The organism is Streptomyces sp. NPDC096013, assembly GCF_044763565.1.
Taxonomy (GTDB): Bacteria; Actinomycetota; Actinomycetes; order Streptomycetales; family Streptomycetaceae; genus Streptomyces.
This window is the reverse complement of record NZ_JBIWGK010000011.1, coordinates 13,134-26,108: the sequence shown is the minus strand read 5'-3', so window position 1 is coordinate 26,108 and position 12,975 is coordinate 13,134. Positions and strand designations below refer to the sequence as shown.

Sequence of the window (12,975 nt, the reverse complement as noted above, 5' to 3'; positions counted from 1 at the left end):
TACCGCGGATGCGCCAACGGGATCAGTACCGCGGGTGCACCAGCGTGGAAGCCGCGAGCCCCGGCACCCGTGTCCGTTCCGCCGCCCGTTCCTCGCTCTCCAGTCCCGGCTCCGCGGGCGTCGCTCCCCGCGCCGCCAGCACGAACCCCCAGTCGCCCGGTGCCCGGGACGTGCCGGTCGTACGGTCGGGGCCCGCCGCGTAGCCCGAGGCGCGACCGCCGACGCGGTACGGGACGGGGTGGAGGCCGGCGGCGCGGATCGTGGAGACCACCGTCCAGAAGACCTGACGGCGGGACGCGACCGGGCCCGCGTGCACCGCGAGCCGGCCCCGGTCCGTGAGCGCGCGGCGGGCGAGGCCGTAGAACTCCTGGGAGTACAGCTTCGTGCTGGCAGTGATGCCGGGGTCGGGGAGGTCCGCGACGACCACGTCGTACGTCCCGGGGCGGACCGCGCGCAGGCGGTCGAAGGCGTCGCCCGTGGTGACGTGGACGCGCGGGTCGTCGTAGACGTGGTCGTTGAGGGCGGAGAGGGCCGGGTCGTGGCGGGCCAGCCGGACGACTCCCGCGTCGAGTTCGACGATGTCGACGCGGCGCACGCCCCCGTGGCGCAGCACCTCGGCGGCGGCGAGGCCGTCACCGCCGCCGAGGACGAGCACGCGCGCGTGGGGGCCGTTCATCGCGGGGTCCACGAGGGCCTCGTGGTAGCGGTGCTCGTCGCGTCCGCTGACCCGGAGGCGGCCGTCGAGGAAGAGGTCGAGGGGGCGGCCGTGGTCGCCGCCGGTGAGGACGACCTCCTGGACGTCGGTCTGGAGCGCGACGCGGACGTCCTTGCCGTAGATCGCGTGCCGTGCGGCCCGTTCGAAGTCGTCGACCAGGACGGCGGCCGAGGCGAGCAGGCCGAGGACGGTGAGGTTGGCGATGACCAGGAGCCAGCGGCCCCGGCGGGTGAGGTCGCGGCGGAACAGGCCGAGGACCAGGGAGCCGCCGGCGACCACGTTGACCGTGCCGGTGAGCAGGGTGCCGGTCAGCTGGCCCAGGAAGGGAAGCAGGAGGAACGGGAAGGCCAGGCCGCCCACCAGCGCGCCCACGTAGTCCGCCGCGAACAGGTCCGCGACCGCGCCGCCCGCGTCCTGGCGGCGGATGCGCTGGATCAGCTCCATGAGCAGCGGGACCTCGGCGCCGATCAGCAGGCCGATGGCGAGGGAGAAGGCGACCAGGAGGCAGCGCGGTCCCTGGGCCCACGGGCCGCCCCAGTTCCCCGTCCAGGCGAAGACCGCGTACAGCGCCATCGCGCTGCAACCGCCGATCAGCGCGAGGGCCGCCTCGACCGCGCCGAAACCGGCCGCCGCGTGCCAGCGCAGCCGCTTCGCCGCGAGGGAGCCGATGCCCATCGCGAAGACCATCACCGAGAGGACGACGGAGGCCTGGGTGACCGAGTCGCCGATCAAGTACGAGGCGAGGGAGACCAGTTCGAGTTCGTACACGAGTCCGCAGGCCGCGCAGACGAAGACACCCGCGAGCACCAGGAACCGTCCCGTACCCGGCCGCACGGGCAGCCGCGCGGGGCCTTCCCACGGCGGCTGGGTGCCCGGACGGGCCGGGGCGTGCGGTTCGATCACGCTGCGACGTTACGTCACATGATGGGCACGCTTCGTCACCCACACGTGTGGAATGTGTTTACGGCGACCCGGGTCGGTGCCGACGGGGGTCGTGAGGGCTCGTCAGGGCTGGCCGTGGCCGACCGGGGTCGTCGGGGCTGGCCGGGGTTCATACGGGCGACGGAATCGCGTGCCCCACCGCCCCCATCGCCCCCGTCGCCCCAACCACCCCGACCGCCCCCACCGGCACCCGTACCCCCACCCGTGTCCGGGTGGCGACCAGTTGGCCGTCCTGCGGATAGGCGTGCCAGGTGCGCCAGTGCACCTGGCCCTCGTACCGCTGGGCGAGCATCGCGGTGAAGGCGTGCGGGCTGCCGGGGAAGACCCCGGCGAGGCCGTTCGGATGGTCGGCGACGAGGGCCAGCAGTTCCTGGGCGCGGCCCGCGAACTGTCCCGGCGACAGCACCTCGACCCGGGCCGCGAACTCGTACTCCCAGTCGCCGACCCGCTTGGCCACGCCGAGCGGCAGCGGTGTGCTGGAACCCGGGATGCACGCGACCGTCTCCGAACAGCTGCCCCGCTCCTCGTCCAGGAGTACCTGGTGGGACGCGCCGAGCAGTCTCAACTGGAGCTTCGCACCGGCCAGTTCGAGATCGAGCGCGGCCAGGGCGGGCAGCGGCTCGCGTCCCAGGGTCCAGGCGAGGTCGGCCGCGCGCGTATCGGTGTAGGAGGTCTTCAGGGTCGTGAGCATGGATCGGCTCCGCTAGCACGCAAAGAAAGGGGAGGAGTGGGGTCCGGCACACCCCGTTCGACACCGGGAGAGGGGCCCGGCCAGCCCGTCAGCCCAGTCAGGAGAAGGTGCCTGCGGGCGTCCGAGGGGCTGCGTTGGGGCTGCGTTGATGTATTAGAGGGAATCATGAGCGATGGCGCCACCACAGCGTTTTTACCCAACTTCGTGGGGTTTCCATCCCTCAGGGGGCTGCACAGCTCAACTGTTCAACCAAGGCGTACGCCCACGCGTGTCAGGCGCACGCCGGAGCGGGGGGCGCGGGCGGCGGCATGACGGGAGCGGTGGGGTTCCGACCGGTACTTTTCGATAGCTTTCGATATGTTTTCGGGGGGTGGGGTTGGCTGGGGCGGGGGGTGTGTTGGGGGGTGGGGTTCGCTTGGCGGGGCGGTGTGTTGGGGGTGGGGGTGCTTCGGCGGAGCGGTGGGTTTGGGGGGTGGGCTTGGCTCGGCGGCACGGTGTGTTTGGGGTGCCGCGGTTGCCTCTGCGGCTCAATGCCGTGGGGGGCGATTGCCTCTGCGGTCCGATGTCTTGGGGGGCGGTGCCTTTGCGCTCCGATGCCTTGAGACGGGGCAGTTGCCTTTGCGGCTGGATGTCTTTGGGGGGTGCGTAGCCGACCGCGCCTGATACCTGCCGTGGTGCACAGTCGCCCCGCTCGACACCCCTCGCGGCACCCAGCCACCCCGCCCGGCCTCTCGCCCGGCACGTAACCGCCGTCGCCCGATACGACCAACGGTGCTGAGTCACCCCGCGCAAAACGCCTCCCGGTACCAGCCATCCCCCCGCAAAACGCCTCCCAGTGCCCGCCCAACCGCCGGAGGCGCCCCGCGCGGGATGGACCACCCCCACCCGAGACGCCCCACAACGCCCGACCGCCGCCCGCGCGAAGCGCCTCGCGGTGATCAGCCGGCCCCGCCCCCGCAGGGCCGGTCTCCCGGCGCTCGGCAACCCCCTGCCGATCCCCCCTCCGAGGCCGAGTCACCCCGCTCGGCAACCCCCTGCCGATCCGCCCCCCCCCCGGGGCCGAGTCACCCCGCCCGCTGCACCCCCCGCCGCTCAGTTCCCCCCGCCGCAGCCGCCCCCGCAGGACGACCCCCCGCCGCACGAGGAGCCTCCGCCGCAGGACGAGTGGCCGCCGCCGCAGGAGTGGTGGCCGCCCCCGTGATGTCCGCCGCCGCCCGAGGACGACGAACCCCCGTCCCCTGCCCACCAGCTGGTCGAACCGGCCGCGCTGCCGCCGGAGAGCCCCGACCGCCGACGCGATCCCTTGCTGAGTTTGTCCTTGCGCCCGGCGCGGACGACCGCGCCTACGAAAGCCACTGCGATGATCGCCAGGATGATGCCGATGAACATGGCCCCACCCTCCTTCCGATTCCCCCGAAGCGGCCCCCCGTGGGCGCCTCGGTTGGTGCGTGAAGCAGAGATGCCCGGCCGTCTCATCTGCCAAAGCAGAGTTGAGGAACTCCAGAGCTTGGGCGCAGGATGACCGGCATGACCTCCACCGCACGCCCCCTCCTCAACCGCCGGCTCGCCGAGTTCGGGACCACGATCTTTGCCGAAATGTCCGCGCTCGCCCTGAAGACAGGTTCGATCAACCTCGGCCAGGGTTTCCCCGACACGGACGGCCCCGAGGAGATCCGCGAGGCGGCGGTGCGCGCCCTGCGCGACGGACGCGGCAACCAGTACCCGCCCGGCCCCGGCGTCCCCGAACTCCGCACCGCGATCACCGCCCACCAGCAGCGCCGCTACGGCCTCTCCTACGACCCCGACACCGAGGTCCTGGTCACGGCGGGCGCGACGGAGGCCATCGCCGCGGCTCTCCTCGCCCTGGTCGAGCCCGGCGACGAGGTCATCGCCCTGGAGCCGTACTACGACTCCTACGCGGCCTGCATCGCCATGGCGGGCGGCACCCGCGTACCGGTCACCCTGCGCCCCTCCGAGGTCCCCCGCGACGGAGTCGCACACCGGCACTTCCGCCTCGACCTGGACGAGCTGCGCGCCGCCGTCACCGACCGCACCCGCCTGCTCCTGATCAACACCCCGCACAACCCCACCGGTACCGTCCTCACCCGCGAGGAACTCACCGCCGTCGCCGAACTCGCCGTAGAACGCGATCTGTTGGTGATCACCGACGAGGTGTACGAGCACCTGGTCTTCGACGGCGCCGAGCACATCCCGCTCGCCACCTTCCCGGGGATGCGGGAGCGGACGGTGTCGATCGGGTCGGCGGGCAAGACGTTCTCGTTCACGGGGTGGAAGGTCGGCTGGGTGACGGCCGCGGCCCCGCTGGTCACCGCCGTACGGTCGGCGAAGCAGTTCCTCACGTATGTGGCCTCGGGCCCGTTCCAGTACGCGGTCGCGGAGGCCCTCGCGCTGCCGGACTCGTACTTCGACGCCTTCCGCGCGGACATGCAGGCCAAGCGGGACGTCCTGGCGACCGGCCTCACGGACGCGGGCTTCGAGGTCTTCCGCCCGGCCGGCACCTACTTCGTCACCACCGACATCCGCCCCCTCGGCGCGGAGCTGTCCAAAGACGGCGACGGCTTCGCCTTCTGCCGCGCGCTCCCGGAACTCGCCGGGGTCGTCGCCATCCCGAACGCGGTCTTCTACGACCACCGTGACGCGGGCGCGCCGTTCGTCCGGTTCGCGTTCTGCAAGAAGGTGAGCGTCCTGGAAGAAGCGGTGGACCGGCTGAAGAAGCTGGCCGGCTGAGACCGAGGCACAACGGCCTGCGCCCGTCCACAGGCTGTGGACGGGCGCAGGCCGTGCGTCACGCGTCGTACGACGTAGGTCGTACGTCGTACCGGACCGTACCGTACCGGACCGGGCGGAACCCGGAGGACCGAGAAGACCTACTCCTCGTCGTCCTCGGGCTTCTCCGCGGCCTCGTCGACTTCCTCGGTGAGGCCGAGCTGCTCGACGAGCCAGCGGTCGAACTCGATCGCGGCGCGCACCCAGCTGACCGTCGAGGACACGAAGTGGTTCAGGTCGACGCCGGTACCGACCAGCATCTGCGCCTCACCGATGAGACGGACGGTGCCGTCGTCATGGGTGTGGCTGTAGACCTTGGGCCACAGGGTGCGACGGTTCCAGTCGTCGATGGACTCCAGCAGCTGCGGCTTGGCGTCGATCTCGTGCGGGCGGTCGTAGAACGTCCGCACCGAGAAGACGAGCTGGTCGTCCTCGCCCCGGAACATGAAATACGTACGGAACTGCTCCCACGGCGCCGCGAGGTCACCCTCGTCGTCGACGACGTACTTCAGCTCCATCTGGTCGAGGAGCTGCTTCACAAGGTCCTGATCCGGGACGACGGGGCCCGCCGGTCCTTGGGGGTTCGGCTCGGGCTGGCCCCCGAAGTTCGGAATCGAGGACGGGTCGATGCTCACCGTGTATTTCCCTTCGTACGGATTCCGCCATCCTCCCCCATCCGGGGAGGGGGGTGGCAACCCCTGCCGGGACTGTCCGCCCTGGGCTGACCTGATCCAGTCGGCCCAGGGCCCTACGGTGCCACCTACAGCGTCTTCCCCGTCGCCCGCCCCACGATCAACCCATCCCCGAACCCGTCCACCCGGACCGTGTCGCCGTCCTTGACCTCGCCCGCCAGGATCTCCTTGGCGAGGCGGTCGCCGATGGCGGTCTGGACGAGACGGCGGAGCGGGCGTGCGCCGTATGCCGGGTCGTTGCCGTTGTCCGCGAGCCAGGTCAGGGCCTCGTCGCTGATCTCCAGGGTGAGGCGGCGTTCCGCGAGGCGCTTGGCCAGCCGGTCGATCTGGAGGGCGGCGATGCGGCCGAGTTCCTCGCGGTTGAGGGCGGAGAAGACGACCAGGTCGTCCAGCCGGTTCAGGAACTCCGGCTTGAAGGACGCCCTCACCACCTGGAGTACCTGGTTCTTCTTCTCCTCCTCGCCGGTGACCGGGTCGATCAGGAAGTTGCTGCCCAGGTTGGACGTGAGGATCAGGATCGTGTTGCGGAAGTCGACCGTGCGGCCCTGGCCGTCGGTCAGACGGCCGTCGTCCAGTACCTGGAGCAGGACGTCGAAGACCTCCGGGTGCGCCTTCTCGACCTCGTCGAGCAGGATCACCGAGTACGGCCGCCTGCGCACCGCCTCGGTGAGCTGACCGCCCTCCTCGTAGCCGACGTAGCCGGGCGGGGCGCCGACCAGCCGGGCCACGCTGTGCTTCTCGCCGTACTCCGACATGTCGATGCGGACCATCGCCCGCTCGTCGTCGAAGAGGAAGTCCGCCAGTGCTTTGGCGAGTTCCGTCTTTCCTACGCCCGTCGGGCCGAGGAAGAGGAAGGAGCCGGTCGGGCGGTCGGGGTCCGCGATGCCCGCGCGGGTGCGCCGTACGGCGTCCGACACCGCCTCCACCGCCTCGCGCTGGCCGATCAGCCTGCGGCCCAACTCCTCCTCCATGCGCAGGAGTTTCTGGGTCTCGCCCTCCAGGAGGCGGCCTGCGGGGATGCCGGTCCAGGAGCCGACGACGTCCGCGATGTCGTCCGGACCGACCTCCTCCTTGACCATCGTGTCCTTGGCGCCCCCGCCGGAGGCGGCCGATGCCAACGCCTCCTCCGCCTGGGAGGCCTCCGCCAAGTCCCGCTCCAGGGAGGGGATCTCGCCGTAGAGCAGCTTGGACGCGGTGTCGAAGTCGCCGTCGCGCTGGGCGCGTTCGGCCTGGCCGCGGAGTTCGTCGAGCTTCTCCTTCAGCTCGCCGACGCGGTTGAGGGACTGCTTCTCCTTCTCCCAGCGGGCGTTGAGACCCCGGAGTTCCTCCTCGCGGTCGGCCAGGTCGCGGCGCAGCTTCTCCAGGCGCTCGATGGAGGCGGCGTCCTTCTCCTTGTCGAGGGCCAGCTCCTCCATCTTCAACCGGTCGACGGAGCGCTGGAGTTCGTCGATCTCGACCGGGGAGGAATCGATTTCCATCCGCAGCCTGGACGCCGCCTCGTCGACGAGGTCGATCGCCTTGTCGGGGAGGAAGCGGGAGGTGATGTAGCGGTCGGAGAGGGTCGCGGCGGCGACCAGCGCGCTGTCCGCGATGACGACCTTGTGGTGCGCTTCGTAGCGTCCCTTCAGGCCGCGCAGGATCGCGATCGTGTCCTCGACGCTCGGCTCGGCGACCAGCACCTGCTGGAAGCGGCGCTCCAACGCCGGGTCCTTCTCGATGCGTTCGCGGTATTCGTCGAGGGTGGTCGCGCCGACCATGCGGAGTTCGCCGCGGGCCAGCATCGGCTTCAGCATGTTGCCGGCGTCCATCGCGGAGTCGCCGCCTGCGCCCGCGCCCACGACGGTGTGGAGTTCGTCGATGAAGGTGATGATCTGGCCGTCGGAGTCCTTGATCTCCGCGAGGACGGTCTTGAGCCGCTCCTCGAACTCACCGCGGTACTTCGCGCCCGCGACCATCGCGCCCAGGTCGAGCGAGACCAGCCGCTTGTTCTTGAGGGACTCCGGCACGTCCCCCTTGACGATCCGCTGCGCGAGCCCCTCGACGACGGCGGTCTTGCCGACGCCGGGCTCGCCGATCAGCACCGGGTTGTTCTTCGTGCGGCGGGACAGCACCTGGACGACCCGGCGGATCTCCTGGTCCCGCCCGATGACCGGGTCGAGCTTGCCCTCGCGCGCGGCGGCCGTGAAGTCCGTACCGAACTTCTCCAGCGCCTTGTACTGACCCTCGGGGTCGGGTGTGGTCACCCGGCGCCCTCCCCTGCTCTTCTGGAACGCGTCCAGCAACTGCTTCGCACCGGCGCCCTGCCGGGAGAGTACGTCCCCGGCCGCCCCGCCCTTCGCGGCGATACCGATGAGCAGATGCTCGGTCGAAAGGTAGTCGTCGCCGAGTTCCCTGGCACGCTCGCCCGCGTCCGCGATCACCGCGAGCAGCTCACGGCTGGGCTGCGGGGGCGCGACGGTCGACCCGGTCACGCTGGGCAGCCCGGCGAGCACCCGCTCGGCCCCGGAGCGTACGGCGGCCTGGTCGGCGTCGACGGCGGCCAGCAGGTCGGTGATGTTCTCGTTGTCCTCTCCCGCGAGCAGCGAGAGAAGCAGGTGCGCCGGGGTCAGGTCGGCGTGCCCCCCGGTCACGGCACGGTTGCTGGCCGCGTTGATCGCGTCCCGGCTCCTGTTGGTCAGCTCGGCGTCCACGTTCCGGTACTCCTCCTCCTACGACCTGCGTGCGACCTTCGTGCACGGAATGACACGGTCAACGTGCACAAAGTTGAGTCTATTCCACTCAAGGCAGTGGTGGGAGCGATCCGGCGACTAAGTTCCGGAGACATGACCACCCACCCCGCCGACCCGGGCGCCCCCGACCCGTCGTACCTCGGCTTCTGGCAGGAACGGCACCTGTGCACCCTCACCACCCCGCGCCCGGACGGCAGCCCGCATGTCGTCCCTGTCGGAGTGACATACGACCCGGAGGCGCGCCTCGCTCGGGTCATCGCGAACAAGTCGAGCAGGAAGGTGGCGAACGTGCTGGCCGCCGGCCCCGAGGGCGCGCGGGTGGCCGTCTGCCAGGTGGACGGGCGGCGCTGGGCCACGCTGGAGGGCCGGGCCTTCGTACGCGCCGAACGCGACCGGGTCACCGAGGCGGAGCGCCGGTACGCGGAGCGCTATGGGCGGACGCCGTCGCCGAACCCGTCGCGCGTGGTGATCGAGATTGAGCTGACACGGGCCATGGGAAAGCGCTGAAGCGATCATTTCCGGCCACTACGGCGGGGGGCATACCCGCACATTCCGCACAAACTGCAGCGGCGTCACCGTGTTCAGGTCACGGTGACGCCGCTGCGGGGGGAAGCACCTGAGCGATCTTTTACGACGGGGGAATCGCGTCAGGCACTGCGGGGGGTGGCTGAGATGGTCTGGACGTCGGGGGCATCCGGTTCCACCAGCCGGTGGTCTCGCTGGTCAAGATTCACAAAGATCATTCCGTACCGAATGGCACATCGCACTGGCTGCGGCGCCCCCCGAGGCCGCCGCAGACACCGGTACGCCCGTACGTCCTCGTCCTCGTCCCGCGTCACGACGACCGGCTCACCGAACACGGTCACCATGAGCGAGTCACCGCTGTGGGGGATGGCGGTGGCCAGGTCGATGAAGTGCCAGCCGGAGCGGTAGGCCGTGGCCATTTCGCGACGGAAGCTGCGGTCGTCAGGAGGTGTTGTCATGTTAAGACCATTGGGTGTCGCCGGGTGTGGCCACAACGGCATCGCTGACGACCGCGTCGGCCCTCACCGCTGACCATTGGGTGTCCCCCGCTCGCATGTCGCTCTTCGCACCAGAGAGGCCACTCAGCGTTCCGAAGGCCACAACGGCGGAGAAGGCGGCGACAAGCACCGAGCGAAGCATTCTCTTACGCATAGTCGGCTTCGTCCTCACTTGAAGGTCCCCTCTTCCCCCGTCTGATAAGACGATGGCTCATTCAGGCACGTCATGACCACACAATGAGTGCATCATGTTCCTGCATGTTCAGGACCCTGGGGGGTGGAGATTTGACGACAAATCCGACAGAAGCGACACATCCCCACACCGTCGCTGAACTGTGTGAGGAGGGGAGGCGCGTATATGCCAACGCTCTGCGCACAGGACGGGTCGCCCGTGTGGATGTGGAGGCCGCTCCCTGTCTGATGGAGTTCGCCCTCCTGCACGCCGATCCTGACGACGAGAACTGGCTCCGGCCGGTTCCCCCCGCGGTGGCGCTGTCCCTGCGGCTCAACCCGCTCGAACGCGAGATCTCCGAGCGCAGACGCACGTCCATGGAGCTGGCCGAGGTCTTCGAGCCGTTCATGACGCTCACCGCGCAGGGCTCGGCCCCGGCGCACTCGATCACCGTGCTGGAGGGCCTCGACCGCATCAACGGAGCCCTCGACCTGGCCACGGACCAGTGCCGCAACGAGGTGCTCACGGTGCAGCCCAGCGTCCGCCATCCCGAGCGCCGGATCATCGAGGGCCTGGAGCGCGACAGGACCCTGATCGAGCGCGGCGTGCGCATCAGGACCCTGTACCAGCACACCGCCCGGTACATCCCCGAGCGGCTGGCCTACGTGGACCAGTTCGCCAACGGCAAGGCGGAGTACCGGACCATCGACGAGCTGGTCGAGCGCCTGATCATCTGCGACGAGACGGTCGCCTTCATCCCCATCCGGGACGACCGGCAGGTCGCCCTGGAGCTGCGCCACCCGGGGCTCGTCGGCTATCTGATCAAGGTCTTCGAGTTCATGTGGAGCCGCGCGGTCCCGCTGAGCGCCGGCAGTCCCTACGAGACCGCCCCCGACGGCATCACCGACATCCAGCACTCCATCGCCAAGCTGCTGGTCGAGGGCCACGTCGACGAGGCCATCGCCCGGCGCCTGGGCATGAACGTGCGCACCTGCCGGGCCCACATCGCCAAGCTCGCCACCGCCCTGGGCAGCGGCAGCCGCGCCCAACTCGGCTTCCTCATAGCTCAGTCGGGAATCCTTCAGAAGGACCAGCCGGCGCAGGAGGGAGACAGCCCGCCGTGACCGAGGCGCACACGCACGGAGCGGAGGAACTGTGCGCGGAAGGCCTGAGCCTGTACATCCGCGCGCTGCGCGACGGGCGAGTCCCTGCCGAGGACGCGGACACGGCACCCTGCCTGGCCGGTCTCGGACTGCTGCATCCCGACGAAGCCGATCCCGGGCGGCTGCGCCCGGTCGCTCCCGCCTCCGTGCTCCACCGTCTGCTGCGGCGGTCGGCCGAGCGCATCGCGGACGAGCGGCGCCGTGAGGAGCGCCTGGAGACCGCCTTCGCGCCGCTGCTGCGGCTCGACGGGTCCCGTACGGCCGCGGACTCCCCCGCGCTCACCGTCCTCGGTGACAAGGCGCGCATCAACGAGGCGATCACCGAGGCCATGGCGGACGCCACGGACGAGCTTCTCGCCATCCAGCCCAACGTCACCCCGCGCAGCGAGGAGGCCCAGGCCGTCGCGCTCGTCCGCGACCAGGCCCTGCTGGACCGCGGTGGCCGCATCCGCACCCTGTACCAGCACACCCAGCGTCACAAGCCGCTCGTCCTGGCCCGCTACGAGCAGCTGCGGGGCGACGCGGAGGCCCGCACCCTGGACGAGGTCACCGACCGGCTCATCGTCGTCGACCGCCGGGTCGCGTTCATCCCCGCCAGCAGGGACCGGAGCCTCGCCCTGGAGGTCCGCAACCCCGCGCTGATCGACTACTTCGCGACCACCTTCGACCGCCTCTGGCGCCTCGCCACCCCCATGTATCCCGAGGCGGTCCAGCGCCCGTCCACGAACGGCATCACCCCCCGCCAACGAGCCATAGCGAACCTCCTCGTCGAAGGCCACACCGACGCCGTCATCGCCGACCGCCTCGGCATGAACATCCGCACCGCCCGCGTCCACATCGCCAAACTCGCCGCCACCCTCGGCAGCGAGAGCCGGGCCCAACTCGGCTATCTCATCGGGCAGTCGGGGATTCTCGATCCGCCGGGGTGAGCTGGACCGGGACGTCCGGGTGGCGGGACGTGGGGCCGTCCAGGCCCACCTGCGCTATGCGGACGCCGAGTTGGGTGCGGCTGGCCGCGCCGAGGGTCTCCGAGAGGCGGGCGATGTGGGCGCGGCAGGTGCGGACGCTTATGCCGAGGCGTTCGGCGATCACCGCGTCCTGGTGGCCGTCCGCGAGGAGGGCGGCGATGGACTGTTCGCGGTGGGAGATGCCCTCGATGCCGGTGTCGGGCAGGGGGGCGGCGACCGGGATGGCGAGGCGCCACAGGCGGTCGAAGACGGTGACGAAGTACTCGATCAGCGCGGGATGCCGCAGCTCCAGGGCCATCGTGTGGTCGGCGTTGGCGGGGATGAAGGCGACCGTGCGGTCGAAGAGGATCAGGCGGTCGACGACCTCGTCGAGCGTCCTCGCCTCCACCGCGTCGCCCATCAACTCCAGGTAGTTCAGCAGGCCTTGGCCGTGGCGGGCCACATGGGTGTACAGGTCGCGCATCCGTACCCCGCGTGAGCGCAGGGCGAGGGCGCGGTGCAGGCCCTCGGTGAGTTCCGGTTCGCGACGGATGCCGCCGGGCTGGACGGTGAGGACCTCGCCGGTGCAGGCCTCCGTCGCGTCGTCCATCGCCGCCTGGATACGGGACAGCCCGTCCAGGACGCGGATCGCGGCACCGCCCTCCAGCGCCGCCGACGCCGTCGCGGGCGCCTGGATACGGCGGCCGAGACCGGCGTACCGCTCGAAGGCCGCGACCGCGGAGCCGACCCGCCGGTGGCTCTCGCTGACCTCGTCGTAGACCCCGCGCAGCAGGCGGGTCATGACCTCCTGCGGGGAGGTCGGCACCAGCCAGGCCATGTCGTCGGGGTCGGGGTGGAGGAGGGCCAGCTCCAGCAGGCACGGCACCGGTTCGGCGTCCGTGCGCGGCACTCGGCCCCGCCGTACGGCCCGGGAGTACACACGGTCCCCGGGGCCGCAGAGTCGGTCAGCACCGTGTGGATGCTCGTCCGTCCCGTGCCCGGCCATCGCCCATCCCACCCCCGCTTCCCGCCTCTTTGCAGCGCAACTATGCGCGGACCCGACCTGCTCCGCAACACGCCTCCCCCTCGAACAGCCCCCGAAAACCTCCGGTATC

11 protein-coding genes are annotated in these 12,975 nt (G+C 70.6%); 4 read left to right on the top strand and 7 right to left on the bottom strand.

Going from position 1 to position 12,975, the window contains the following annotated elements; all coding sequences use genetic code 11:
• Positions 1-22: 22 nt before the first annotated feature.
• The 3 genes from ACIRB1_RS31540 to ACIRB1_RS31530 all read right to left on the bottom strand — a co-directional run bounded on the left by ACIRB1_RS31540 (position 23) and on the right by ACIRB1_RS31530 (position 3,737).
• Positions 23-1,618, bottom strand: a complete 1,596-nt coding sequence (locus ACIRB1_RS31540; protein ID WP_403467766.1) for a polyamine aminopropyltransferase — start codon at positions 1,616-1,618, stop codon at positions 23-25.
• A gap of 148 nt (positions 1,619-1,766) precedes the next feature.
• Positions 1,767-2,348, bottom strand: a complete 582-nt coding sequence (locus ACIRB1_RS31535; RefSeq protein ID WP_403467765.1) for a DUF2617 family protein — start codon at positions 2,346-2,348, stop codon at positions 1,767-1,769.
• Between the two features lie 1,092 nt (positions 2,349-3,440).
• Positions 3,441-3,737 (bottom strand): hypothetical protein, encoded by a 297-nt coding sequence (locus tag ACIRB1_RS31530; protein ID WP_352183882.1) that lies wholly within the window; start codon positions 3,735-3,737, stop codon positions 3,441-3,443.
• A gap of 129 nt (positions 3,738-3,866) precedes the next feature.
• On the opposite strand from ACIRB1_RS31530, the gene ACIRB1_RS31525 reads away from it, so the two are divergent.
• Positions 3,867-5,096, top strand: a complete 1,230-nt coding sequence (locus ACIRB1_RS31525; protein WP_352183881.1) for a pyridoxal phosphate-dependent aminotransferase — start codon at positions 3,867-3,869, stop codon at positions 5,094-5,096.
• Between the two features lie 140 nt (positions 5,097-5,236).
• Here the strand turns inward: ACIRB1_RS31525 and ACIRB1_RS31520 are convergent, their stop codons facing one another.
• Complete coding sequence (locus ACIRB1_RS31520) at positions 5,237-5,770, bottom strand: YbjN domain-containing protein (RefSeq protein WP_352183880.1); 534 nt, start codon at positions 5,768-5,770, stop codon at positions 5,237-5,239.
• A gap of 125 nt (positions 5,771-5,895) precedes the next feature.
• Positions 5,896-8,517 (bottom strand): ATP-dependent chaperone ClpB, encoded by a 2,622-nt coding sequence (gene clpB / locus ACIRB1_RS31515; RefSeq protein WP_352183879.1) that lies wholly within the window; start codon positions 8,515-8,517, stop codon positions 5,896-5,898.
• A 132-nt stretch (positions 8,518-8,649) separates the two neighbouring features.
• Here clpB and ACIRB1_RS31510 point away from each other — a divergent pair, with 132 nt between their 5' ends.
• Positions 8,650-9,063 carry a pyridoxamine 5'-phosphate oxidase family protein gene (locus ACIRB1_RS31510; protein ID WP_403467764.1) on the top strand — a complete coding sequence of 138 codons (414 nt, stop codon included), beginning with the start codon at positions 8,650-8,652 and terminating at the stop codon, positions 9,061-9,063.
• Between the two features lie 140 nt (positions 9,064-9,203).
• On the opposite strand, the gene ACIRB1_RS31505 is transcribed toward ACIRB1_RS31510, so the two are convergent.
• Complete coding sequence (locus tag ACIRB1_RS31505) at positions 9,204-9,539, bottom strand: hypothetical protein (RefSeq protein ID WP_266770105.1); 336 nt, start codon at positions 9,537-9,539, stop codon at positions 9,204-9,206.
• Between the two features lie 297 nt (positions 9,540-9,836).
• Here ACIRB1_RS31505 and ACIRB1_RS31500 point away from each other — a divergent pair, with 297 nt between their 5' ends.
• Positions 9,837-10,874, top strand: a complete 1,038-nt coding sequence (locus ACIRB1_RS31500) for a helix-turn-helix transcriptional regulator (RefSeq protein WP_352183876.1) — start codon at positions 9,837-9,839, stop codon at positions 10,872-10,874.
• A complete protein-coding gene (locus ACIRB1_RS31495; RefSeq protein WP_403467763.1) occupies positions 10,871-11,842 on the top strand; it encodes a LuxR C-terminal-related transcriptional regulator in 972 nt (323 codons plus the stop codon). Before ACIRB1_RS31500 ends, ACIRB1_RS31495 begins: the two co-directional genes overlap by 4 nt.
• Here ACIRB1_RS31495 and ACIRB1_RS31490 read toward each other — a convergent pair.
• Positions 11,805-12,866, bottom strand: a complete 1,062-nt coding sequence (locus ACIRB1_RS31490) for a helix-turn-helix transcriptional regulator (RefSeq protein WP_352183874.1) — start codon at positions 12,864-12,866, stop codon at positions 11,805-11,807. The genes ACIRB1_RS31495 and ACIRB1_RS31490 overlap by 38 nt on opposite strands.
• Between the last annotated feature and the right edge of the window lie 109 nt (positions 12,867-12,975).

Bases quoted from the DNA above. Each gene is read 5' to 3' on its own strand.
- ACIRB1_RS31535 (WP_403467765.1), bottom strand. From the start codon at position 2,348: ATGCTCACGACCCTGAAGACCTCCTACACCGATACGCGCGCGGCCGAC.
- ACIRB1_RS31530 (WP_352183882.1), bottom strand. From the start codon at position 3,737: ATGTTCATCGGCATCATCCTGGCGATCATCGCAGTGGCTTTCGTAGGC.
- ACIRB1_RS31525 (WP_352183881.1), top strand. From the start codon at position 3,867: ATGACCGGCATGACCTCCACCGCACGCCCCCTCCTCAACCGCCGGCTC.
- ACIRB1_RS31510 (WP_403467764.1), top strand. From the start codon at position 8,650: ATGACCACCCACCCCGCCGACCCGGGCGCCCCCGACCCGTCGTACCTC.
- ACIRB1_RS31505 (WP_266770105.1), bottom strand. From the start codon at position 9,539: ATGACAACACCTCCTGACGACCGCAGCTTCCGTCGCGAAATGGCCACG.
- ACIRB1_RS31500 (WP_352183876.1), top strand. From the start codon at position 9,837: ATGTTCAGGACCCTGGGGGGTGGAGATTTGACGACAAATCCGACAGAA.
- ACIRB1_RS31490 (WP_352183874.1), bottom strand. From the start codon at position 12,866: ATGGCCGGGCACGGGACGGACGAGCATCCACACGGTGCTGACCGACTC.